The sequence below is a fragment of the Streptomyces sp. NPDC001502 genome, assembly GCF_042894785.1.
Classification (GTDB): domain Bacteria; phylum Actinomycetota; class Actinomycetes; order Streptomycetales; family Streptomycetaceae; genus Streptomyces; species Streptomyces kutzneri.
The window spans coordinates 442,813-465,973 of sequence record NZ_JBIAVW010000006.1 but is presented as its reverse complement, the minus strand read 5'-3'; the positions used below and the strand labels follow the sequence as shown (position 1 = coordinate 465,973).

The window sequence follows — 23,161 nt, the reverse complement described above, 5'->3', positions numbered from 1 at the left end:
GGGTCCCAGATGACGTGCGGCGTTGCGGAAGCACTCGACCTGCTCGTCCTGCGTGAGCAGGTTCGTGATGGTGTTGTAGACGAGATAGACCAGGGTGAACTCGCCGGGAACGACGGTGGTGGCCATGTCTCCGATGACCACCGGGAGCGTGTCCTCGTCGATCTTGCGCCGCAGCACCGCCGCCATGTGCTCGGACAGTTCGATGCCCACGACCGGCACGCCGCGTTCCCGGAGCGGGACGCCCACTCGTCCGGTCCCGATGGCGAACTCCAGTGCCCGGCCGTCTCCGGCGAGCTCGGCGAGGAAGGCGAGAGTCGGTGCGAGAACGGCGGCCGAGGACGTCTCGGCCTCCTCGGCGTCGTAGCGGTCGGCGGTCGCACGGGTCCACAGCTCACTGCTCGTCACGGGCGGCCACTTTGCCGGGTACCGAGGGACGCTGTCGACGCATTTACCTTCCACCGGCTCCGATCACAGGGTTCGGGCGGGCCGGTACAGACCTTTCAGGGCACCGCCCGGCTCGGGGCGCACGGTCACGGCAGTGGTGCCCTACGCTGACGTCTGGCTGCGTCGTACCCGGCCGCAGCCAGCCCGCGCCGAGCCCTATCTCCAACCTATCGCTCAGCTGCTCAACAAGCTTGCCGAGCAGGAAGGAGTAGAAGTGACGCGACCGCTCGTAAACAAGTGAGCGCCGCTCAGGCCCGCGCTGAACTCGCCTCGACCCTTTGGGCCACCGACGCTCCGGCGTCGGCTGCTCGCCCTCACGGCGGACGCCGCTGCGACGATCGCTGCAGGGGTTGTCGGCTTCCTACAAGCCGTAGCACCCAGGCGATCAGACTCTCGGTCCGGCCCTTGCGAAGCGCAGTGGGCACTCCGACCGGCACGTAGCCGGGAACAAGTTCCAGGCAAGCGCCGATCGCCGACGAAGTCGATTCGAAGTCTGCACCTGCCCGAAGCATCACCTGATGCAGCGTCAGAAAAGTCAGCATTAGGTCAGCATTCGTAGACACACGCCCACCCACGGACGCCCACAGAAGGGGAAGGCCCCGCACCATCGAAGGGCAAGCGCGGGGCGTGATCGGAAGCTCCGTGGCTTCAGCAACCGGAAGGCGTACGACCTGCGTCCCGCGGGACCGTCTCTCTCCAGTTATCGCAGGTCAGCGCACTCGGCCGCGTGGTTTGAGGTGGGCCGGGGGCAGGTCAGGAGCCGGAAGCGGAGGGCCGTCATACCCCTTCACCTCGCCGAATCTGGTCCCATTCATCCAGTCCACGCGGGCCTGTGCGATATCCTCGTGGGACCGGCCGATCCAGTTCCAGAACCATTGGATCGCTCGATGTTTTCGCAGGTCAGAGGCATGCAGGTCCCCCGAAGTCAGCAAAAGTCAGCATCGGAGCGCTTGATCGCGAGCGAATGAGCGGTTCGTTCACCTGGCAGATCCGCGCGCCCGCTCTAATCGAGCCCGCATGCCACCCGTGCGCCGCGTCGTCGGCCCAGCTGGCGGTCACAGCGCCCCAGGGCGTTGCTGTGGACCACTGTCGACGGAGACTGTGCCGCGGGCCGGGATATGCGCGGCAGGTGGCGTCGTCATTCTGCGACGAGCTGCTGCGCAAAGGTACGACGACGGTCCTGACGTTCTGTGCGGTGTATCCGGAGTCGGTGGACGCGCTGTTCGAGGCGGCCTCGGCGCGGAACATCCGGATGGCGGCGGGCAAGGTGCTGATGGGCCGCAACGCCCCCGACGCCCTCCTGGACACCGCCCAGTCGGGCTACGAGGACTCCAAAGTCCTGCTGGAGCGCTGGCGCGGCCGGGGCCGCAACCTCTACGCCATCACCTCGCGGTTCGCACCGACCTGCACGCCCGGACAGTTGGAGGCCGCCGGCGCGCTACGGCGGGAGCATCCGGAGGCGTTGATGCACACCCACGTCTCGGAGAACACCGGCGAGATCTCCTGGGTGCGTTCGCTGTTCCCCGAGCGGCGCGGCTACGTGGACGTCTACGACCACTACGGCCTCCTCGGCCCGGTAACCGCTTCCGACCTCAGATCGGCCCCAGCCTCTGATCCGGCCGATGCCCGCGTTCAGCCAATTGGCTTCCGCGCCCGCTTGCATGCCCTTACTGTGGCGCGGGTGGTGAGCGTCCCGTGGGTGAAGCTAGCAGAGAATCCGAATGCCTCGGAGGCTCTGGTGACCATGCTGGTCTTGAGGCTGCGGCCACGGGCCCAGGAGGTCGACGGGGCAGGCGGAGACGGTGGCCGGGACCTCCTCGAATACACCGAGAGCGGCGAACTCATCAATTACGAGGCGAAGTCGTTCACCGGGCGCATGACATCGGGCCGTAGGCAACAGGTCATCCGCTCCCTGATCTCCACGGCACAACACCAGCCTGATCACTGGGACCTGCTGGTTCCTATCAGTCCGAACCCCGGCGAACTTGCCTGGTTCGATAGCCTCCGCGAAGAGTTCCCCTTCGTCCGCGACTGGCGGGGGCTGAACTGGCTGAACCAGAAGTTCGCTGCGCACCAGGATCTGATCCGCTACGCCCTCCAAGAGTCCGGTGACTACATCCTCGACCGGATCGCGGAAGCCCGCGCAGAACGCGACACTCTCCTGCGTGGAATTCCCGATCTCGCAGAGCGCTACCGGGCCCTCCAGCTGAGAGCACAAGAGATCTCTCCCGACTACGCGATCCGCACGGTTCTGGGGCCTGATGGTGGGACAGCCATCCACCTCCTCCCCAAGGCAGACAACGTCCAGGGCCGAAGACCGATCCGCTTCACAGGCCGGGTCTCGTTCCGGCACAACGAACCCCAGGACGAACGTCGACGCCAACAGTTCGAAGACGCCATGCGCTTCGGCGGCGAGGTCGAGCTTGCCGCAGCCAACCTCGAGGAACTAACCGTCGACGCACCATCCGAGCTGGGCATCAGCGGAACTTTCCCCATCGAATCCCTGAAGATCGCCGCACACCGGGAGGCCCTCGATCCGACCATGCGAGGTCAGCTGACGATCCGAACGCCGGCAGGCATCCCCAGCGCTTCTCTGCCCGTCGAATTCACGCAGCGCACGACCGGCTTCGATGGAGGCAGCCTGTATGGACAGGACATCACCGGCTTCATCCAGATACGAATGCGCTACGACCGGCGCCGAGGAGCATGGAGCCAGACGCTCTCCTTCGCACCACCCGAGGTAGCCCTGCCCCAGGAAATGGTGCCCGTCCTGCGGTTCATCAGTCGCGCCCTACCCGGACAATCGATGGAGCTGACAGTCCACGGTCCGACCGTCACCCAACTGACAGCTCCCATCAACCACGCAGCCGTACCCGACAGCTGGGATACAGACGAGGCAGAGACCTGGGCTGACGCCTTCGACCACCTGGCCACACTGCAGCGGATGACCGGCCAGTTCTTCCCTACGCCACCCGGCTACAACCTTAAGGACGCACGCGACGCTCAGACTGCGATCTCCCTGCTACGTGGAGAGAGAGTCGCCATGCCGAACACGGTCGTCTCCCTCGGCGTCGATCGTCGCGAGGCCCTCGACCAGGTTTCAGGGGGAAGGCTTGCCTTCGCCGCAAAATACCAAGCCATGGTCGTCACCTTTGGTCAACATCAAATCGACCTCGGACCCGGCATCGAGCTGATGACCATCGACAAAGTTCTCAACATGCGTGAAGCGCGGCGAGCGCTTGAGTCTGACGGCCACGCGACCGTCAGACTCAGGATCGATCGGACCCAACCCGCCCAGCGCTACCTGGGCACCGACCTACCCGACCCCGACACCAGGACTTGACAGCGAACAGCGGGGTATGGGCACAGCCAGCTGCAAAGGTCAACGTCTGACTCGCTGGCCCACCTCCGGATGGGGGCCAGCGTGACGGGGCCTCGGCACCATCACTCGATCGGCGAAAGTTACGCCGTGGAGCTCGGGCGTACGACAGGCTGGTGCGGTCCCCATTCGGCATCCGAGGCAGGAGCTCACGAGCGTGTCCGCGAGCGTTGCAGCACATGACGAAGTACCACTTCCCACGGCCCGCGACGTACCGCTTGGCCCACTGGCGGGAATGGATGTACCGCTGTGGCAGGCAGCAAGCGGCTCGGTGCTGCATCTATCGGCGGAGTGCGGAGCGTTCCGAGTTCCTCCTCAGCAGGCCAGTGTCAGCCTGCGGGTGCCGGACCGTGGAAGCATGGCCGACGTTCCAGAGCCCGGGGGGTGTCGTCGTTGCCCCAACCCGTTCCCCGATTACTACACGCAAGCCCATCGTCTGATCTCGGACATGGAGGAACTGGCGACGCTGGCTGGCCGGCTCGGCTCCGGGCATGACTTGGAAGCCTACTGCGACGTCCTGACCTTCGGAATGTTCGGACCGGGAGGGAGTAATACTGCGGACGCCCACCGCCTCCTCCGGAAGCCTCTCTCCGCACTGGGCGCCGCCCGTGATCGGCTGGCGGGACACCATGCCAACACCTACAGCGGTGGTAAAGCCCAGGAAGAGCTACTCCTGATCGGGACAGCCGCGCTCCTCGACTCCGACTTCCGACGCCGCCGGCCCGGGAAGTTCCGGCTCCCCTGGCAGGAGACCTGGGAGGAGTTCTGCGAGCAGGCCCTGAACACGCAGGAGGTGAAGGATCCAGCATCAGGCTCGGCACGCTACGGCTACCAGTCCGGTTTCGACCGGTGGTGCGAGACCTGGCTCAATGCCCTGATGCGTCTCACCCCTGCCGAGCAGGACAACCACGCCTCCCCAGTGGCGGCACGATGGGCGCGCGCGTCCGCCGCCCTGCAGCGGTCGATCAAGCGCGACCTACAGGACGAACCGTGGGCGACCAGACTGGCTGATCAACTGCACCACGTGGGACGCGGAATGGTGACCGGCATCGCTGCTTCCATGGCCGATCCGGTTGTCGTGGCCTACGACGGACGCGAAGGGATCGATCTGCCGTGGCCGGCCCAGTACCTCCTCTGGACCCAATATCCAGGTGGTGCCCGCCAAGCCGGCCCCAGCCGACACCGCCTGACGGCAGTCCCCCGGCTCTTCACCCTCCTCGACGGTCTCTCGCGCCGCTCCCTGCGAGTGATCGGCGACACCGAATGGCACGACTCGCCCGCCGTGTATCAAGAAGCCATCGACAACGTGCCCAAGGCCGCGTTCTCGCCCGACGCCCACTGCTGGTGGAACACCAAAGCAGCCGGGCGGCTCCCCCACCTCCTGTCCATGGCACGCTCAGACGCCGCCTCCACACGAGAACAGGCACAGCGCGCCCAGGCACCCTGGCGGTGAGGCACCACGCTCGAGCCCAGGAGCCTTCCGCTCAACCCACGATGCGGACGTGCTCAGCTCCTCGGCAGGCACCGGGGACACACTGGGTATGGCTCGGCCATCAACCTACTCTGAAAATCCGCCCACCGGCGAACCGTCGCGGCAAAGAGGCACCAGCTGCTGGCCCTGGCGAACGCCCCACAGCCGCATGCTGCTCATGTGCTGCCCCTCCAAGGGTCCCCTACAAGCCACCCGGTCTGCATTGTTTGGCGTGACCGCAGAAGGTCAACCCAGACGAACTGAGATAGCTGATGGTTTCGCCGGTCTCAGACCCGGACAGGGAGGCGAAACGCCTTGCGCACAAGGCTGATAGCCGCCCGGGACGGAGCTTGCAAAACCGGCCACGCCGCGAACTGCTATCTGGTTGGGTGGCTCAATGGAGCACCAGGAGTATCTTGGCCACCACCTCATCGAAGTAGCCCTTCTTCCGGCAAGGGTGGTCTACTTCATCGCTGAAGGCAGCACGAGCGGTTTCCGGGCGGCGGTGCAGGCGGCCACCCAACGGTGGGGCGGCATGACCGAGCCGATCATCGAAGCTTCTACGGATTTCGACGCCGTTGCGACGGAGGAGCTGATCCGAGTCGCGGATGTCCAAGCGCTGGTCAACGTGAACGCCGACCCTGAACGCGCTCAGGAACTTGCCGACTCCTGGAGTCTTCCGCTCGTGGCCTTTGATGCCATGGGTTCGACAGGGATCTGGCAGTTCACGAGCAGCCCTGAGGCTGCCTGCCACAACCTAACCGGGCCGGCATCAGACACCTGCTTCCGGGCGGACCCGGAGGGACCGCTCTGGGCCGTGGCAGTGGCAGGAATCTACGACGCACCAGACGAAGTTGCGCATCATAGTCCCGTGCTTCCCGCGCAGGACACTCTCCTGGGCGCCGCACAGAGCACCGGCGCCACGGCCCTTCAGCAAGGCATGGCCGGCTTTCAGGAACACCAGCGCTCGAGTCAGAGCCTGCATGACGAGCTACCGATCGTCGTCGTCATTGCCCGGCCGGACTCTCTTCCCGACATCCTGTGGTTCTGGAATGCCCGTGCTCTGCGCTTGCACATACACCCCGAGATGCCCCTCTTGCTGTTCCCCGACGATGCACCGAAGAACTGGATCAACTTCGCGCGCGACATCCGGCTGGCACAGGTCCACTCGGGGCTCCGCGTCCAACCGGACGTGGTCTTCATCAGTCAGAGCGTTGCGGAGGATGAACTACAGGAAGCGGCGCGTCAGGCCGGTCTTGTCGCATCCTTCGACCGGGAACTCAGCCACAGACGTCCTGCTGAGACGCCTGAGCCTCTGACCTACGCGATCAACCTGGACGTCTCTTCGGGATGGCTCTTCGCTCGCCGGTGGGGTGCCATGAAGCGCATCGGTTTCCACCAGTTCGCCGGGCCGAGCCGGTTCGACGTCAAGCTGCCCGTCACCCTGCGACCCCCCGCGGCTGGTCTGCTGCGGCTCGCCGGAGAGCCGTTCCATGGTCTTCCGAGGCATCCCGTGGTCGCTCGCATGATCACGGAACAGGGCAGGGGCCAGATTCGACTTCCGGCGTCCTGGCACGGCGACCAACTGCAGATGCCCGTCCTCCTGCCGTGGCTCGACTGGCCGCGACTGACTCTGACCATCCCGAAGCTGGCAGAGGTCGTACCTCGGCTCCTCGACGAAGCCACCAACAGGTTCGAGCTGTCGACACCCGGGAAAATCGGCGTCACCATCGCCCAACAGTCCGACATCGGCAGCCTTCTCGACCTGCTCGTCGTGGAATCTCTTACCGCCCTCAAGACCGAGCGCACCGAGCACTTCATCAAGGCGCTGGACCATCGCATCCCCGGGCGCATCCCGCTGGATGAAGCCAAAGAGCTCGCCCGCGAATTCGGCGGACGCATGGACCGGAAGTTCCGCTCCGCCACGAACGCCCTGAACAATTGGCGACCCCAACAGGTGACCCCCGCTCTGGAACGGGCCTGTGAACAGGGATGGACCGAGCGCGGGCTCGGGCTGGACTGCGAGCAGTGCAAACTGCACAGCTTCATCCCGCTACAGGCGAGCACCAGTCAGGCCGTCTGCCCCGCCTGCTCGGCACCGGATCGGTACGGGCGGGACAACGGCAAGTCCGTCGAGATCATGTATCGCCTCAACGGGTTCATCGACCGGGCCGTTGACCACGGCGTGCTCACCCATCTGCTAGTCGTCGCCGCCCTGAAGAAACGCGCCCCCGACTCACACTTCCTCCCCGGCATCGACGTTGTCTTCGACGATGGCGATACGAAGGAGGTCGATATCTTCGGCGTGTACGAAGGGAAGGTCCTTGCAGGCGAGGCGAAAGTCAGCGCCACCGAGTTCGCAAACGAAGGCCAAATCAGGCGTGACATCGAACTCAGCCGCCGTCTAAAGGCCGACGTGCACGTCATGGCGGCGATTGACGTCATCCCCGGGCCGCTCCTAGAGGAAGCCCGGGAACACTGCGGCGTGGCCGGTCTCGAGCTCCTCGTCCTGCATGAACCCGACCTCCGACCTCGTTTGGCAGAAGCGCGTACCGAGCGGGACCGCCAGGCCGAGCACCAGGCACGGGCGCAGCAACGCCGACGATGAAAGCCGTAGCTCGCCCCGTAATGGATGCCACCTTGCCGACGTGCCACAGTGCGCACTCGTGCGCTCCCTGCCGCGCCGGGGCTCATTAAGCCATCCTGGTGGCATGGCGACCCTTCCGAAGGCTCCATGCCCCTCGTGCTCCGTTCCGCACGCCTTGCTGCCTAACAAACGGATCGGGTACGGATCGGTCAAGGACCACAAGATCGAACCCCGGGCACTGGTGCTGTGTCCGGGCAGTATGGTCCACGTCGCTTACGCCGAGGCGCGAGCATGGCAGCTCGAGTTCGAGCGCGCACAGCAGGAGGCAACGGCGCCGACCGCAGTGGAAGAGATGCTCTTCGAGGGATGAGGATCGGAGAGCCGCACCCATGCAACTCATCGCAGTAACGACGAGGGGCTCGCGACAGTCACCAGGCCCCGGCGTCCCGCCGACGCCCAAAGACCTCCCTACCCCAAACGGCGGCGGCTGCCGTGAGTGACCGAGAGACGTCGCTGAATGACAGTGCTCCACCTCAGCGTCGGGTTGCCGGGGCCGTTGTGGTTCATGAGGGTCGAGTACTGCTCGTACGGCGACGAGTTGAGGAGGGCCAACTCTCATGGCAGTTCCCGGCGGGCAAAGTCGAACCGGGCGAGTCCTGCGAGGAGGCCGCCGTCCGCGAGACGAAGGAGGAGGCCGGCCTGGACGTGGTCGCCGTTGTTCGGCTGGGCGAGCGGGTCCATCCAATCACCAGTCGGCAAGTGTCGTACACGGCCTGCGAGGTGGTCGGCGGGGCCGCGCACGTGGCAGACGCTGACGAAATCGCTGATCGCGTGGGTGCCCCCGTCGGAGATCCCGCAGTACATCCCGTACGGACTCTTCGAGCCGGTCCAGCAACACCTGGACGTTGTCCTTCGATCTTGACCACGGCAACCAGGGCGAGAATACCTCGACACCCCGCAGCAGCAGTCCATGGGCGTGGTGCCCTCTCGTAGCGGCCCACACTCGGTGGGTTGTAGGACCTCTGGACGCGGCCGCCCGATTCCTCAGAGAGGGCACGCCGCTGAAGCATCCAGTCACCTCAGAGCCGTGGGCCTCCGGCGCGCGCACGACGTTCCGTCACAGCCTGGCGGAGGGAACTGGACAGGCTAGGGCGGTTGTCACTTGCGCACAAAATCCGCCACGCACACTTCATCCACGGATCGAACGCCCCGGCCGGGTCCGACGGCACGATCGTAGGAGCCGACGGTGCAGCGGCGGCCACCACTGTCCTTCGGAGGCAAGAGGACTCGACCAGCCAGCGGCTAGATCTAACTACTCGTCAGTAGAGTCAGCAAAAGGTCAGCATTCGTTCGACCAAACTTGGTAACAGCCTGCAACACATGAGACTCGACCGTCGGCGTCGAAGGCTCTCGCACCATGTCCGGCGACCTCCCCTGCGAAGTCAAAAGCGGAGGGCCGGGAGCGAGCACCGCACCCGACCCTCGCCCCACACAGACCAGCAGGTCAACGCACTCTTCCCCTGGCTTTCAGGTGCGTCGGCGGGAGCTCGGGGGCCGGAATCGGAGGACCGTCGTAGCCCTTGACCTCACCGAATCGCGACCCGTTCATCCAGTCTTCGCGGGCCTGTGCGATATCCTCTTGGGACCGTCCGATCCAGTTCCAGAACATCACGATCTCCTCCTCGAACGGCTCGCCGCCCAGGAGCATCAGGCTCGCGTCCGAGGTCGCCCGCAGGGGGAGTTCGGTGCGGCCGCAGCCGAGGTAGAGCATCGAGCCCGGGAGGACCGGGACGTCGTCGACGTGGGCCTCGCCCGACATCGACAGGACCGCGTACTCGAAGTCCGGGTCCAGCGGGAGCCGGGTCTCGGTGCCCGACGCGAGGGTCAGGTCCGCTCCCACGATCGGGCTGTACGCCGTGCCCGGCGAGGTGGCCGTGTCCAGGGTGCCCAGGATGACCGTCGCCGTCAGGCCCGCGGCCGTCACCCGCGGGAGGTCGGCGTGGTGCTGGAAGTGCGGTTCCACGCTGCGGTGGGCGTCCGGCAGGGCCACCCACAGCTGGGCGCCGTGCAGGAAGCGCGCATGCGGTCGCGGGCTCTCCTCCGAGTGGCTGATGCCGCGGCCGGAGGTCATCAGGCCCAGCTCCCGGGGCCGGATCGTCTCCAGGCTGCCGACGCTGTCACGGTGCAGCACCTCGCCCTCGTGGAGCCAGCTCACCGTCTGCAGCCCGGAGTGCGGGTGCGGCGCGACCTGCATGCCGGGCTCGTCGGCGATGTCGTCCGGGCCGTAGTGGTCCACGAAGCACCAGGCGCCCACCATGCGGCGGCCCAGGTTGGGCAGGAGTCGGCGGACCTCGGTGGACTCTCCGAGCTTGACCGTGCGCGGGCTGAGGAGCTCGCGCACCGGTTCGGCCACGACGAAGCCGCGGCCGCCGCAGGCGGAGAGAGCGGGCTGGCGATCGAGATTGCTCATGTGGACAACCTAGCCCCGAGGCGGTGGCGGCGGAGAGCGGAATGTTCGACGGCCAAGGCGTGTTGGAGGCAGCGGACAGATCACCTGAACGGCGGAAGGGAAGCGATGAACGCGCCGACGACGTACTTCGAGCACGGGACGGCAGCCGAGCGCTGGGCGCGCGCCCAGCTCTTCTTCGACGCGAAGGAGTACGCGACGGCCGCCCGCATCCTGGAGGCGCTGGCGGGCGAGGCCCCCGAGCAGCTGGCGCCCCGGCTGCTGCTGGCCCGCGCCTACTACCACTCCGCCCAGCTCTCCCGGGCCGAGCGCGAGCTCCGCGCCATCCTGGAACGCTGGCCGGTGGAGGACTACGCACAGCTGATGCTCGGTCGCACCCTGGAGCGTCTCGGCCGGGCCGCCGAGGCCCGTCCCCACCTGCGGATGGCTGCCGCCATGGCGGGAGAGTTCCCCGAGTAGGGCGCCGCCCGGCCCCGCGCATGCGGGGTCGGGCCTCCGGCTCGGATAGCCTGGGGCCCATATGAACCGCCTCACCACACCCTTCGGCTCCTACGAGCTCACCCGTTTCCCCGAGGACCCGCGCGACCGGCTCCGCGCCTGGGACGCCGCCGACGAGTACCTGCTGCGCCACCTCGACTCCGGTACGGGGGAACGCGGCCCGGTGGACCTGGCCGCCGCCGGCCGGATCGTCGTGCTCGGGGACCGCTGGGGGACGCTGACGACGGCGCTCGCGGCGTACCACCCGACGCAGATCACCGACTCCGCCCTCACCCGCGCCGCCACCGCCGGGAACCTGGACCGGGCCGGAATCGGGACGTCCAAGTCGACGGTGACCCTGCTGACCACCCAGGACCCGCCGCCCGAGCGGATCGACGTCCTGCTGGTGCGCGTGCCCAAGAGCCTGGCGCTGCTGGAGGACCAGCTGTACCGGCTGGCCCCGCACGTGCACGCGGGCACCGTCGTCGTCGGCACCGGCATGGTCAAGGAGATCCACACCTCCACGCTGCGCCTCTTCGAGAAGATCCTCGGCCCGACGAAGACCTCGCTCGCGGAGAAGAAGGCACGGCTGATCTTCTGCACGCCGGGCACCCCCGGGGCGACCCGCCCCGCGTCCGCCGGGCCCTGGCCGCTGACGTACACGGTGGACGAGGACGCCGGGTCGGCCTCCGGCCTGTCCGTCGTCAACCACGCCGGGATCTTCTGCGCCGACCGGCTCGACGTCGGCACCCGCTTCTTCCTGCAGAACCTGCCGACCAACACCGACGGTGCCCGGGTCGTGGACCTGGGCTGCGGCAACGGCGTCGTCGGCACGGCCGTCCAGGCCCACGATCCGGACGCCGAGGTCGTGTTCACCGACGAGTCCTACCAGGCGGTCGCCTCGGCGCGGGCGACCTACCGGGCGAACATCCGCGAGGGCCGGCACACCGCCGAGTTCCACGTCGGCGACGGGGTCGCGATGCTCTCCCCCGCCTCGGTGGACCTGGTGCTGAGCAACCCGCCCTTCCACTCCCACCAGGCCACGACGGACGCGACGGCGCTGCGGATGTTCGCGCAGTCGCGCAAGGTGCTGCGGCCGGGCGGTGAGCTGTGGATCGTCGCCAACCGGCACATGGGCTACCACACCCATCTGCGCCGGCTGTTCGGCAACAGCGAAGTCGTCGCGAGCGAGCCGAAGTTCGTGGTCCTGCGGGCGGTCAAGCAGGATCGTCCACGGCCCATGTGACCTGCCGGTAGCTCCTACACTCTGGCGCGTGAGCAGCCAGGTGGAGGACGGAAGCGGTGGCGGGCGCTACCGCCGCGAGGACGTGGCCCGGGCGGCCGGCGTCAAGGTGCGCAACCTGCGCTACTACCAGGAGCGCGGGCTGCTGCCGCCGCCGCGCCGGGAGGGCCGGATCGCCTGGTACTCCGACGATCACCTGACCCGGCTGCGGCTGATCAGCGATCTGCTGGGGCGCGGCTACACGGTCAACGGCATCGCCGAGCTGCTGCACGCGTGGGAGCAGGGTGGCGGTCTGTCCCAACTGCTGGGCCTGGAACGGGAGATGACCCGGGACTGGGTCCAGGAGGAGCCGGTGACGCTCTCCCGCGGCGAACTGCGGGAGCTGTTCGGTCCGACGGCGACCGCCGCGGACACCCGGCGCGCGGCGGAGCTCGGCTACGTGACGATCGACGGGGACCTGGTCACGTACCCGAACCGCCGGCTGCTGGAGTCGACGCTGGCGCTGGTGCGGCAGGGGGTGCCGCTCGCCGAGATCCTGGATGCCGGGGAGTTCGTACAGGCGCAGGCGGCGGCGGTCGCGGACCGGTTCGTGGGGCTCTTCCGGCGGTACGTGATCGATGCGGCGGGCATGGACGGCATGGCGGGCACCGACGGCGCGGCGGGCACGGGCGGCTCGGCGGGCACCGACGGCGCGGCGGGCCCGGAGGGCCTGGAGCGACTTTCGGCCACACAGCTGCAGCACATCACGGCTGCGGTGGCGGCTCTGCGGCCGGTGGCCGGTGAGGTGGTGGCCACGGAGTTCGCGCGGGCGATGGCCCGGCGGGTGGACACGGAGGTCGCCGAACTGCTGCGTACGGAGCAGTAGGAGTCGGCTCAAAGGGTGCACTCGCACAACCTTGCCAACCCCCATTGGCACTCTTACATTCAACTCGTCGGTAACAACGGTGCACAGCCGAAATAAGGGACGTTCTCATGACCGGTTCCCCGCATTTATCCGACCCTTCCGACGATGACTCCGGCCGTGTCCGCTGGCGCCGGTTCGCCGTCCTGACCATCCCCGCCGTGGCCGTGACCGCCGGCCTCGGCATCGCTCTCGCGCAGGGCGTGCTGGCCGCCTCGTTCGCCGTGTCGGGACAGCAGTTCAAGGTGTCGGCGAGCAGTCTGGAGGGCGAGGGCTTCGCCCAGTACGGCAGCGTGGACGTCAATGCACGCCAGGAGCTCATCCCGGTGGCCGTCACCGCCATCCGGGAGGCCAAGCTCCACAGCCTCTGCCAGTCCGTGGTCACCTCGCTCCCGGTGATCGGGGACATCTCGCTCAACCTCACCGCCGGACGCAAGAACCCAGTCGAGGCGAGCAACCTCTTCGTCGACGCGACCCAGCTCTCGGGCGACGCCGTCTTCAGCAACATCGAGATCGGGCGCGACGCCTCCACCCTCGACAAGGGTCCGGCCGACGCCCAGGGGATGCAGGACCTCTTCGCCCAGCAGGCCGACACGGTCAGCATCACCGATCTCCAGCAGACGGCCTGGGCGACGAACGCCGGCACCTTCAAGCTCTCCGGGCTCAGCATGGACGTCAGCAAGGGCAAGAAGGAATGCTTCTGAACCTGTTGCGGCGCTGGCGGCGGTGGCGGCGCAGCAGACCCTTCTGGGGCGGGCTGTTCGCGGTCCTGGCCGGGTCGTGGATCTGCGTCCTGCCGCTGGCACCGCTGAAGATCATGCTCCAGCAGGGGGTGGCGGGGATCCCGTCCGTCCTGATGGGCATCGTGATGATCGTGCTCGGGCTCACCGCCTGGTTCTCTCCCCCTCAGCGTTCTCTCGCGGGTGTCCTCACCACCCTGATCGCCACCGCCGCTCTGGTCCTGTCGAACCTCGGCGGGTTCCTGATCGGCACCCTGCTCGGCACCCTCGGCGGCGGCCTGATGTTCGCCTGGCAGCCGCACGCCGCACGGCGTAACAACAAAGCTGGCGAAGCCGCGGATGCCGGGAAAGCGGAGTCCGCCGTGGCCGCATCCCCTCCCCCCACCCCGCACCACGATCCCCAAGGAGCACAGCCATGAGCCGTACGCGCACCGCGCTCGCCCTCGGGACCGCCGTCGCCGGAGCCATCGCGCTCGCCTCGGTCACCGCCTCCGCCGCCCCCTTACCGCTGGCCGGGTCGACCACCGTCACCCCGGCCGGGCACGCGTTCAAGGCCACCCTCAGCGGGAAGGCCACCCTCAAGGCCGGTTCGGTCACCGTGACCTGTACGGTCTCCGTCGCCACCGGCAGCGTGCCGGGAGCCCCCGGCAACAGCAACCCGGCCGGGCCGGTGTCCTCGCCGATCTCGGCGCCCACGTACAGCTCGTGCACGTCGAGCATGTGGGGAGTGACGCCCACGGTCACCACCAGCGGCGCCTGGTCGGTGTCGATGCAGGACGGCGCCCCGATCACCGCCACCATGGGGCTGCCGGTCGGCGGTCTGGTGGTCCAGACGAGCGGGCTCGCCTCCTGTACGGTCACCGCCGCCCCCACGGCCCCGGCGAACGTCGGCGGCACCTGGGTCAACGGTGCTCCGTCGACGCTGACCTTCACGAACGCCTCGGTACCGGTCACGGTCACCGGCGGGTTCGGCTGCCCGACGAGCGCGACCACCTCCATCTTCAACGCGGTCTACAAAGTGACCGACACCACCGACCCGGCGCAGCAGATCACCGTCGGTCCCTGACCCGCTGCGCGCCGGACGAACCCGCCCGGTCCCGGAGGAATCCGGGACCGGGCGGGCCGCTGTGCACCCCGGGTGCTCAGCGGTGCGCGGCGAACTCCGTCACCTGCTGGTAGGTGGGCCGGTTCTGCCAGTTGATCTGCGGGTGGGCGAGTCCGCCGACGGGGCGCTGGACGATCGAGTCGGCGCACCACTGGTGGCCGGCCGCGCAGGTCCCGTCGGCCGGGTAGACGGCCGCGGGGGTGGCGGCGGCCGCCTGCTTCAGCGTCGCGGCCACGGCGTCCCGGCACGCGGGGAGCGAGCCGCCGCCGCAGTAGACCTGGGACGGAGGGTCGGCGACCGGTCGCCCGAGCACCCTGCGCAGGTCCTCGTCCGCGTAGCTCCACCAGCCGTACTGGAAGGCCGATCCGGCGTGCGAACCGGTGGGCCCGTGGCCCGCGTTGGGCGCCTCGTCCACGGTCAGCGAGGCGCGCAGGGCGTCGTACAGCGGGGCCCCGAGGCCGGGCTTGAACTCGGCCTCGATCAGCAGCGGCCACCAGGCGTCCATGATCCGGACGGCGTCCGCGTGCGCGTACGTCCTCGAACCCTGGGCGCTCTCCTTGCGCTTGGCGCCGCTCGCCTGCCAGGCGGCCAGTCTGTCGGCCGCCGCGCTCACCGCCGGATCGGTGACCGGTGCGCTGCGCAGGACGGCGAGCAGCTCGGGCAGCAGGTTCTCGGCGCGCAGGTCGGTGACCGCGGCCTCGGCCATGGCCTGGGTCAGCTTGGCGCGGGTCACCCCGCCCGCCGCCACCAGCGCTTTGACGCGGCGGTCGAGGAGGTCGCCGCGGTGCACGGCGCCCATGCCGAAGCCGGCCGCCCCGTAGTCCTTGGCCTGCTTGTTGTTCCAGCTGATGTAGTAGTCCTGCCCGATGGACCGCGGGTGCTCGGCGGGCGGGGTGTAGGCGGCGGTGTTGGCGGCCGGGTCGAAGGCCTGCCACTCGTACTGCTGCCGGGCGTGCACGGGCAGGGAGGCGTCGACTCCGGGGGCCCGGACCGGGTTCGACCCGCTGTTGTAGTACGCCGCTTCGCGCGAGTCGGCGTAGAACCAGTTGAAGGCGTAGCCGATATGCTCGGCGGCCTGCTGGAAGGTGCGGGCGTCCTTGACGTAGGAGGGGTCGTTCAGCATCTGGAAGCCGATGATCGAGTCGGCCTCGTGGCGGTAGGTGGAGCGCAGCGCCGCATACGCGACGGGTGTGCCCGCGACGGTGGCCCGGTGGGTGACGATGCCGTAGTGGGTGCGCCACACCTGCATCCGGTAGGAGCCGTCGGGGGTCGGGTCGGCGACGGACTTCTTCCAGGCGTTGGTGCGCTCCAGCTTCTCCATGGGCGTGCACGTGCCGCGGTAGAGGTAGTGCGCGCCGGCCTGGGTGGGCGCCTGCCCGCCCGGTTCGCAGAGCTCCACGGCGAAGGTGTCGGTGATGTCCTGCCCGGCGGAGGTGGCGCTCCACGCGTAGTCCTGGCCGCGGCCGAGCTGGACGTACATGCTGACGCCCGCGAAGGAGGCGCCGCGGGCACTGATGCCGGGGCCCTGGAGCTCCTGGAGCATGAGGAGCTGGGGCGCGAGGTAGCCGGTCTGCGGCCCGAACACGGCCACCGGGTGGCCGCTCGCGGTGTGGGCTCCGGAGACGAGCAGGGCGTTGGACATGCTCTGCTTGACCGGCTTCGGCGGGTCGGCGGCCTCCTGTGCGGTCGCCGCGCCCGTACGGTCGTACACGAGCCGCTCGGCGACGACCGATCCGGCGTCCGGGAGCGCCGTGCCCTGCGGGTTCGCGGGCTTCTGGGCGTAGGGGAAGCTCGTGCCGTCGTGGACGGTGAGCACGGCCTCGGGGTCGTCGCGCTGGCGGAAGGACTCCCAGACGCGGGTGCCCTCCTCCAGGCCGTACCTCTGCTGGGCGGCCAGCAGGGACAGCGCGGCCTGGACCTCGCCGCCTCCCCCGCCGCCGAACAGGCCGCCGACGACGGAGGCGAGGGCGATCAGGTCGGTGATCTTGAAGGGCTGGATCTCACCGGCGTTGGTGATCGAGTCGATGTGCCCGGTCAGGACGTACTCGCCGGGGAAGTAGCGGCCGTTCTTGGACTGGGTGCGGTAGAGGTTGATGCCGTCCACGTACGCCTGGGCGTCCTCCATGGCGAGGCGCCCCCGCTCGCCCTCGGTGGTGCGGATCCGGTCCACCTGGGCCTGGAGGTCGGTCTCGGTGTACGGGGCCTGCGGCCAGAACTGCTGCTCCAGGCCCTGGTTGGCGAGGGCGCCGCCGGCGAAGGGGGTCAGGTCCCCGCGGCCGACGTGCCGGAAGAGGTCCATCTGCCAGAGGCGGTCCTGGGCGGCGGCGTAGCCCGCGCCGAAGGAAGTGCCGTAGCGGGTGGTGCCCTTGATGTGCGGGACGCCGGTCTTCTTGTCGCGGGTGATGGTGACGTCGGGGCGCGGGCTGGTGGTGGACTCGACCTGGTCGGCGGGGACCCCGAACGAGGCGGTGTTGAAGAAGTCGTTGATCTTGGCGTCCGTGAGCCCGGGATAGCCGGCCACCAGGGAGTCGTAGCGCGCCAGTTGGTCGGAGGCGTGGGCGGGCATGGTGCCGAACGCCTTGTGCAGGAGGATCTGGGCGAGCGTCGCGTTGCCGTTCTGGCCGGGCGGCAGGATGTCGGAGCACTGGTTGCCGCAGTAGTCGGCGATGGGGAGCGGTACGGGGTCCGCGGCGGCGGCAGCGGGGGCGAGGGGGGACAGCAGCGCGGCACCGAGGGCGAACAGCCCGGTGGCCACGACGGTTCTCATGCGTGCGGTGGGACGTCGCATACGTGCTCCTCCGTGGGGGGGCAGGAACCGGTCACGGGGAGGGTACTGGCGGAACTACCACTCAGTAAGATGAGCGACCGTCACTTCTTGTCGGCGGCTCGGCCGAACGGCCCCGTACGGAAAATGCGTTGCCGCCACCGGCGCGGACGGACGAAGCTCGCCGACATGTCCCAGAGCACCGAACACCAGCCGTCGCAGTCCGCCGCCGCCCCGCGCCCGATACGACGGGACGTCTCCGACCTCTTCTCCGGCGGCCGCCTCACCGTGATCCCGCGCAAGGTGGCCCGCCGCGAGCAGTTGCTCGACCACCTCGCGGAGACCCTCTTCACGGCGGACCGGGAGTACACGGAGCCCGAGGTGAACGACGCGCTGCGCACCGTGCACGAGGACTGCTCGGCGCTGCGGCGGTATCTGATCACCTCGGGCCGGCTCACGCGGACCCGTGACGGACGTACCTACCGGCGGGCGACGACCACCCGGTAGTGGGTCGTCAGCCGGCCGTCGTCGCCGATCACGTGGAAGGCGACGGCCGGCGGCTCGTCGAGGTACACGTGCTCGGAGGACCCGGTCGGCGCCTCCCACGGCAGCCGGAGCGTGGAGACCACCCCGGGCGCGACGAGCACCGGCCGGCCCGCGAAGGTGGTGGCCGCGGCGGTGTGCGCGTGCCCGCACAGGAAGGCGGTGAGGTGCGGGTGCCGCTCGGCGAGGCCGGCGAGCCGCTCCTCCCCGAACTGGCGGATCTCGTCCACGTACGGCGTGTTCAGCGGCACCGGCGGGTGGTGGAAGGCGACCAGGACCGGGATCTCCCGCGGGGTGTCGGTCAGTACGCCGTCCAGCCAGGCCAGGGTGGACTCCTCCAGGAAGCCGTGGTGCTCGCCGGGAACGGACGAGTCGCACACGGCGAGGACGAAGCCCTCGCCGCGCAGCACCTGGTCGACGGGCCCGCTGGAAAGCGGCTCCCCGGGTGCTCCCTCGGGATTCTCCCCCGTGGACCCCTCCCCCAGCAGGCCGCGGCGGAAGGCGACGCGCTCGTCGTGGTTGCCGGGACAGACCACCAGGGGGTGACGCGAGCGCAGCAGCTTCGCGGCCTCCTCGTACTCGGCGCCCTCGGCGTGGTCGGCTATGTCCCCGCTCACGAGTACGGCGTCCAGGTCGTACGGCAGGGCGTCGAGGTACTCCATGACGGCGCGGGTGCGGTCGGCCGCGCGCCGGTCACCGTCGAGATGGACGTCGCTGAGGTGGGCGATCACGATCACGTGCGGTGTCTCCTTCGTCTCTGGTCAAGACAGGGGGTGGACACCCATTCAACACGCCGAACCACCGCCCGCCCGCTGCGGATTGCCCGCCCTCAGCCGGTGCCGCGCGGCCGTGTGCGGCGCATCAGCACCCACCCGGCCGCCGTGAGCACGACGGCGCTCCCGGCGAGGGAGGCGACGGCCACTCCGGTGGAGGCGAGCGCGCCGGGGCCGGGAGCGGTGTGATCGCCGCCGCCGACCGTGGCACCGGCCGAACCGCCGCCGACGCTGCCGGGGGTACCGGACGTGCCGGACGTGCCGGCGGAGCCGCCCGCACCACCGGAGCCGCCGTCGGAACCGCCTGTCGCACTCCCGGCCGAGCCGGTGGAGCCCGTGGAGCCGGTCCCGCCGGTGCCCCCGGTCGTGGCGGATCCGCCGTCGCCGTTGCCGCCCGTCGCGGGGTCCGCGATGGTGACGGTGAGGGTGGCGGCAGCGGTACGGCCCACGCCGACGTCGTTGCCGAACTCCGCCCGGTAGCGGCGGCCGCTGTCGGAGAGCGCCGCGGTGAACGTGTACGTCGGCGAGGTGGCGCCCGCCACGGCCTGCCAGGTCCGGCCCGCGTCCGTACTGACCTGCCAGGCGGCGGTGGGCCGCGGGGTCCCCTCGGCCTCGGCCGTGAGCGAGACGCGCGAGCCGGCGGTGACCGTCTGGTCCGCGGGGTTCCTGGTGACCTTCGGGGACGTCGCCCGCTCCAGCCGGGTGATCCGGCCGGCGACCGGGTCCGATACGAAGACGGCCGCGCCTCCGGGCTCGACGGCGACGGCGGCACTGCCCAACTGCACGTGCATTGCGGGCAGTACGACCGGCTTCACGGCCTCGTGGAGGTCGCGGGTGCGGTGGACGGTGAGTGTTCCGTCGTTGTCGCTGCCCGGCTGCGAGGTGTCCCCCGCGTCCTGCCACACGACGAACGCCTCGTGCGTGGTGGCGTCGAAACCCGCCGCGCGGGGCATGTCGGTGCCCGCGCCCCGGAGGGTGCCCAGCCGCTTGCCGGTCGCGTCGTGGACGACGACGGAGGAGTCCAGCCCGACCCAGACCGCGCCGGTCTCCGGATCCACCTCCGTGAACCCGCCGAATCCCTCGCCGTCCGGAAGTCCGACGCTCGCGGCGACCTGGAAGGTAGCCGCGTCGATCCGGTACATCCGGCGGTTGCCGATGTCCGTGAACCACACCGTGCCGCGCGCCGCGTCGACCGCGAACGCGTCCCCGCCCTCCAGCGTGACGGAACGCTTCACGGCGGCGGTCGCGATGTCGACCTCCGACAGGACGGGGCCCTGCGCGACCAGCACCGTCGAGGGGGTGAGCCCGGCGGTGGCGTACGTGACGGCCGCACCCGGCACCCACGCGCCCGCCGCGGCGGCGTCGCCGTCCTTCGCGGTACCTATCCCGCGCAGCGGATAGAAGAACACCGCCCCGTCACCGGGCAGCGGCGCGAGCAGCTGCCGCACCGCCCGCCGGCCGAGCGTGCCGGTGGGCCCGGGAGCCTGGCCGACGGTGCTGCGCACCTTGCCGTCGGCGGGGTCCAGGACGTGCAGCCCGCTCTCGTTGACGTCGGCGGTCCCCGGCAGGTCGTCCGAACCGACGTAGAGCTTCTTCGAGTCCGGGTGCAGCAGCAGGTCACGGGGCTTGCCCGCCGTGGTGAACTGTGCCACCGACCGGTACGCGACGGTGCCCTGCGGTACGTCGGCCCCCTCACCCCCGGCTGCCGATACGGGACTTCCGGTGGCGGCCGAGGCCAGTACGAGCGCGAGCGCGGCGGATGCGGCGCCCGCACGACCGGGGGTGAGGGGGTGTCGGGGTGTCATGGCTTCCTCGTCGGCGGGTCGGGGAATCGGTCCCGGAGCGGGATCAGTTGAAGGTCACCGGGACGTGGACGTCGTACTTGCGGTTCGAGGAGTTGAAGTGGTCGGCGCGCGTGACGATGGCGCACTCGACCGTCTCGCCGCAGATCTGGCCGCCGCCGAGGTCGGCCTTGACGTGGATGGTGACGCTGAAGGTGCCGCCCGTACCGAACTTGGAGGTGTTGGCCAGGGTCCCGCCGAAGATGTTGTTGACCCAGTGCGAGGCCCCGGTGGTGCCCGACTGGTCCGAACCGCCCAGGCAGGGGGTGGGCTTGCTCGCACCCGGTGCGCCGCTGACGGCGCAGAGGCTCACGTATACGCCCTTGGCGGTGTTGTATCCGCTGCCGGTGACCGTGACGTTCTGACCGGCCGCGGCGGCGGAGGAGGGCGCGGTGAGGCTGAGGTTGAAGGTGGTCGCGCCGTCGGTGACCGTACGCGTCGAGGTGGCGGCCGAGGCGGAGCCCGCCGCGCCGACGGCGAGCGCGACGGCGGCGGAGGCGGCGACGGCCGCGCGGGCGGCGGTACGGGGCAGGGAGGCAGCACGCATCACTGGAACACCTTTCAGGCACAGGGAATCGCAAAGCTGAGGTAAGGCTAACCTAATATTGATCAAGGTTGCACGCCTGCTTCACGCCATCTCCCGTGCCGTGACGGCCGGTCAACTCCGTTCCCGCGCGCCGATCCGGGAGCGGGAAGAGGCGAGGGCAACGCAACGGCCCGGCTGCGCCGTGCGGCGCGGCCGGGCCGTGTCCAGGATGCCGGGGCCTCACCCCCGGTAGGTCTCCAGCAGCCGCAGCCAGACCTCGCTGATGGTCGGGAACGACGGCACCGCATGCCACAGGCGCGGGATCGGGACCTCCCCCGCGACCGCGACGGTGGCCGCGTGGATCATCTCCGCGGCGCCGGGGCCGACGAAGGTCACCCCGAGAAGGACCTCGCGGTCGAGGTCGACGATCATTCGGGCCCGGCCCTTGTAGCCGTCGGCGTACAGACCGGCGCCGGAGACCTTGGACAGGTCGTAGTCGACCGCGCGCACCCGGTGCCCAGCCCGTTCGGCCTCGGCCAGGGTCAGGCCCACGGCGGCGGCCTCCGGATCGGTGAAGACCGCCTGCGGGAGGGCGCGGGTGTCGGCGGTCGGCGTGTGCGCGCCCCAGGGCGCGGTGTCCAGCGGGGTGCCGGCCGCGCGGGCGGCGATCACGGCTCCCGCGATCCGCGCCTGGTACTTGCACTGGTGGGTGAGGAGCGCGCGGTGGTTGACGTCCCCGACGGCGTACAGCCAGTCGTGTCCGGGCGCCCTGCAGGTGTCGTCCACGTCGATCCACCGGCCGGGGGGCAGGCCGACGGTGTCCAGCCCGATGTCCTCGGTCCGCGGCGCGCGGCCCGTCGCCATCAGCAGTTCGTCGCCCTCCAGTGTCTCGCCGCCTTCCAGGACCACACTGACGGGGCCCGTCGAGCCGTCCCGTACCACCGCCTCGACGGACACCCCCGTACGGACCACCGCCCCGGCCTCGCGCAGCGCGTCGGCGACCAGTTCCCCCGCGAAGGGCTCCATCCGCGGCAGCAGCCCGGAGTCGCGTGCGAGGACGGTGACCTGCGAGCCGAGGGCCTGCCAGGCGGTGGCCATCTCGACGGCCACCACCGAGCCGCCCACGATCAGCAGCCGGCCGGGGGCCTCCTGCGCGGAGGTCGCCTCACGGCTGGTCCAGGGGCGGGCCCCGGCGATCCCCGGGAGGTCCGGGATGACGGCCCGGCTGCCGGTGGCGACGACCACCGCGTGCCGGGCCGACAGGATGTGGTGCTCGCCCTCGGGGCTGGTGACGGCGACCTTGCGGACCCCGTAGAGCCGGCCGTGGCCGCGGTACAGGTGGGCGCCGATCGAGTCGAGCCAGTCGATCTGGCCCTGGTCCTTCCAGTCGCCGGTCCAGTAGTTGCGGTGCGCGAGCACCGCCGCCGTGTCCAGGGGCCCCTGGACGGCACCGGCCAGGCCGGGCACCCGGCGGGCGTCGGCCCGGGCCAGCGCCGGGCGCAGCAGCGCCTTGCTCGGGACGCAGGCCCAGTACGAGCACTCGCCGCCCACCAGTTCGCTCTCGACGAGCGCCGTGCTCAGCCCGGCGGCGCGGGTCCGGTCGACGATGTTCTCACCGGCCGGTCCCCCGCCGAGGACCACGACGTCGTACTCCACCGCTTCCGACACAGACACCTTCCAAGGGTTCCAGAGGTCCACCAGGACCCATGGGAATCCCGGTCAGGGGCTAACGTCCCGTCACTCTACGTGTGGCCTGCGAGACATGCCTGAGATGACGGTCGGCGTCGGCGTGGTGACGCCGCCACCCCGCCGCCACGGCACCCGCTTGTCCCACACGGGAGGTGTGAGATCCGCCCCGGCCGGTTATCCGAGTGGAGGTCTATCGAGATTCCGGGACAAA

17 protein-coding genes and 2 pseudogenes are annotated in these 23,161 nt (G+C 69.6%); 11 read left to right on the top strand and 8 right to left on the bottom strand.

Annotated features, from left to right (window positions below):
* Positions 1–405, bottom strand: a 405-nt coding sequence (locus ACFY0D_RS13635; RefSeq protein ID WP_390798503.1) for a class I SAM-dependent DNA methyltransferase, incomplete at its 3' end; no start/stop codon positions are given.
* 749 nt (positions 406–1,154) lie between these two features.
* A pseudogene (locus tag ACFY0D_RS13630) lies at positions 1,155–1,316 on the bottom strand (pirin family protein); the annotation flags it as partial.
* Between the two features lie 92 nt (positions 1,317–1,408).
* Between ACFY0D_RS13630 and ACFY0D_RS13625 the strand changes: the two are divergent.
* The 4 genes and pseudogenes from ACFY0D_RS13625 to ACFY0D_RS13610 all read left to right on the top strand — a co-directional run bounded on the left by ACFY0D_RS13625 (position 1,409) and on the right by ACFY0D_RS13610 (position 8,803).
* Complete coding sequence (locus ACFY0D_RS13625; RefSeq protein ID WP_390798502.1) at positions 1,409–3,787, top strand: amidohydrolase family protein; 2,379 nt, start codon at positions 1,409–1,411, stop codon at positions 3,785–3,787.
* A gap of 394 nt (positions 3,788–4,181) precedes the next feature.
* On the top strand, positions 4,182–5,276 hold the full coding sequence (locus tag ACFY0D_RS13620) for a hypothetical protein (RefSeq protein ID WP_390798501.1): 1,095 nt from the start codon (positions 4,182–4,184) through the stop codon (positions 5,274–5,276).
* Positions 5,277–5,691: 415 nt separating this feature from the next.
* Entirely contained in the window at positions 5,692–7,902 is a 2,211-nt protein-coding gene (locus ACFY0D_RS13615) for a hypothetical protein (protein WP_390798500.1), read from the top strand.
* Between the two features lie 492 nt (positions 7,903–8,394).
* A pseudogene (locus ACFY0D_RS13610) lies at positions 8,395–8,803 on the top strand (NUDIX hydrolase).
* 582 nt (positions 8,804–9,385) lie between these two features.
* Here the strand turns inward: ACFY0D_RS13610 and ACFY0D_RS13605 are convergent.
* Complete coding sequence (locus ACFY0D_RS13605) at positions 9,386–10,351, bottom strand: pirin family protein (protein WP_390798499.1); 966 nt, start codon at positions 10,349–10,351, stop codon at positions 9,386–9,388.
* Positions 10,352–10,456: 105 nt separating this feature from the next.
* Between ACFY0D_RS13605 and ACFY0D_RS13600 the strand changes: the two genes are divergently transcribed.
* The 6 genes from ACFY0D_RS13600 (at position 10,457) to ACFY0D_RS13575 (ending at position 14,775) form a co-directional block, all read left to right on the top strand.
* Positions 10,457–10,807: a tetratricopeptide repeat protein gene (locus ACFY0D_RS13600; RefSeq protein ID WP_390798498.1), complete on the top strand. Its 351-nt coding sequence runs from the start codon at positions 10,457–10,459 to the stop codon at positions 10,805–10,807.
* 61 nt (positions 10,808–10,868) lie between these two features.
* Entirely contained in the window at positions 10,869–12,071 is a 1,203-nt protein-coding gene (locus tag ACFY0D_RS13595; protein ID WP_390798497.1) for a methyltransferase, read from the top strand.
* A 28-nt stretch (positions 12,072–12,099) separates the two neighbouring features.
* The gene (locus ACFY0D_RS13590; RefSeq protein ID WP_390798496.1) at positions 12,100–12,933 is read left to right on the top strand and encodes a MerR family transcriptional regulator; all 834 of its coding nucleotides are present in this window, start codon (positions 12,100–12,102) and stop codon (positions 12,931–12,933) included.
* Positions 12,934–13,040: 107 nt separating this feature from the next.
* Positions 13,041–13,673 carry a DUF6230 family protein gene (locus ACFY0D_RS13585; protein WP_390798495.1) on the top strand — a complete coding sequence of 211 codons (633 nt, stop codon included), beginning with the start codon at positions 13,041–13,043 and terminating at the stop codon, positions 13,671–13,673.
* Complete coding sequence (locus ACFY0D_RS13580) at positions 13,664–14,128, top strand: DUF6114 domain-containing protein (RefSeq protein WP_390798494.1); 465 nt, start codon at positions 13,664–13,666, stop codon at positions 14,126–14,128. The genes ACFY0D_RS13585 and ACFY0D_RS13580 overlap by 10 nt, the downstream gene beginning before the upstream one ends.
* Positions 14,125–14,775, top strand: a complete 651-nt coding sequence (locus ACFY0D_RS13575) for a hypothetical protein (RefSeq protein ID WP_390798493.1) — start codon at positions 14,125–14,127, stop codon at positions 14,773–14,775. Before ACFY0D_RS13580 ends, ACFY0D_RS13575 begins: the two co-directional genes overlap by 4 nt.
* 76 nt (positions 14,776–14,851) lie before the next feature.
* Here ACFY0D_RS13575 and ACFY0D_RS13570 read toward each other — a convergent pair whose 3' ends face one another.
* Complete coding sequence (locus tag ACFY0D_RS13570) at positions 14,852–17,602, bottom strand: penicillin acylase family protein (RefSeq protein ID WP_390798492.1); 2,751 nt, start codon at positions 17,600–17,602, stop codon at positions 14,852–14,854.
* A 165-nt stretch (positions 17,603–17,767) separates the two neighbouring features.
* Here ACFY0D_RS13570 and ACFY0D_RS13565 point away from each other — a divergent pair, with 165 nt between their 5' ends.
* Positions 17,768–18,085, top strand: a complete 318-nt coding sequence (locus ACFY0D_RS13565; protein WP_390798491.1) for a DUF2087 domain-containing protein — start codon at positions 17,768–17,770, stop codon at positions 18,083–18,085.
* Here the strand turns inward: ACFY0D_RS13565 and ACFY0D_RS13560 are convergent.
* The 4 genes from ACFY0D_RS13560 to ACFY0D_RS13545 all read right to left on the bottom strand — a co-directional run bounded on the left by ACFY0D_RS13560 (position 18,058) and on the right by ACFY0D_RS13545 (position 22,929).
* Positions 18,058–18,858, bottom strand: coding sequence for a metallophosphoesterase (locus ACFY0D_RS13560; RefSeq protein ID WP_390798490.1), 801 nt, complete (start codon positions 18,856–18,858; stop codon positions 18,058–18,060). The two genes, ACFY0D_RS13565 and ACFY0D_RS13560, sit on opposite strands and share 28 nt — an antisense overlap.
* A 92-nt stretch (positions 18,859–18,950) precedes the next feature.
* Entirely contained in the window at positions 18,951–20,699 is a 1,749-nt protein-coding gene (locus ACFY0D_RS13555) for a hypothetical protein (RefSeq protein ID WP_390798489.1), read from the bottom strand.
* Positions 20,700–20,742: 43 nt separating this feature from the next.
* Positions 20,743–21,282 (bottom strand): hypothetical protein, encoded by a 540-nt coding sequence (locus tag ACFY0D_RS13550; RefSeq protein ID WP_390798488.1) that lies wholly within the window; start codon positions 21,280–21,282, stop codon positions 20,743–20,745.
* A gap of 219 nt (positions 21,283–21,501) precedes the next feature.
* Positions 21,502–22,929 carry a dihydrolipoyl dehydrogenase family protein gene (locus tag ACFY0D_RS13545; protein ID WP_390798518.1) on the bottom strand — a complete coding sequence of 476 codons (1,428 nt, stop codon included), beginning with the start codon at positions 22,927–22,929 and terminating at the stop codon, positions 21,502–21,504.
* Positions 22,930–23,161: the final 232 nt, after the last annotated feature.

Coding starts and splice junctions, on each gene's coding strand:
- ACFY0D_RS13625 (WP_390798502.1), top strand. CDS start 1,409: ATGAGCGGTTCGTTCACCTGGCAGATCCGCGCGCCCGCTCTAATCGAG.
- ACFY0D_RS13620 (WP_390798501.1), top strand. CDS start 4,182: ATGGCCGACGTTCCAGAGCCCGGGGGGTGTCGTCGTTGCCCCAACCCG.
- ACFY0D_RS13615 (WP_390798500.1), top strand. CDS start 5,692: ATGGAGCACCAGGAGTATCTTGGCCACCACCTCATCGAAGTAGCCCTT.
- ACFY0D_RS13605 (WP_390798499.1), bottom strand. CDS start 10,351: ATGAGCAATCTCGATCGCCAGCCCGCTCTCTCCGCCTGCGGCGGCCGC.
- ACFY0D_RS13600 (WP_390798498.1), top strand. CDS start 10,457: ATGAACGCGCCGACGACGTACTTCGAGCACGGGACGGCAGCCGAGCGC.
- ACFY0D_RS13595 (WP_390798497.1), top strand. CDS start 10,869: ATGAACCGCCTCACCACACCCTTCGGCTCCTACGAGCTCACCCGTTTC.
- ACFY0D_RS13585 (WP_390798495.1), top strand. CDS start 13,041: ATGACCGGTTCCCCGCATTTATCCGACCCTTCCGACGATGACTCCGGC.
- ACFY0D_RS13580 (WP_390798494.1), top strand. CDS start 13,664: ATGCTTCTGAACCTGTTGCGGCGCTGGCGGCGGTGGCGGCGCAGCAGA.
- ACFY0D_RS13575 (WP_390798493.1), top strand. CDS start 14,125: ATGAGCCGTACGCGCACCGCGCTCGCCCTCGGGACCGCCGTCGCCGGA.
- ACFY0D_RS13570 (WP_390798492.1), bottom strand. CDS start 17,602: ATGCGACGTCCCACCGCACGCATGAGAACCGTCGTGGCCACCGGGCTG.
- ACFY0D_RS13565 (WP_390798491.1), top strand. CDS start 17,768: ATGTCCCAGAGCACCGAACACCAGCCGTCGCAGTCCGCCGCCGCCCCG.
- ACFY0D_RS13555 (WP_390798489.1), bottom strand. CDS start 20,699: ATGACACCCCGACACCCCCTCACCCCCGGTCGTGCGGGCGCCGCATCC.
- ACFY0D_RS13550 (WP_390798488.1), bottom strand. CDS start 21,282: ATGCGTGCTGCCTCCCTGCCCCGTACCGCCGCCCGCGCGGCCGTCGCC.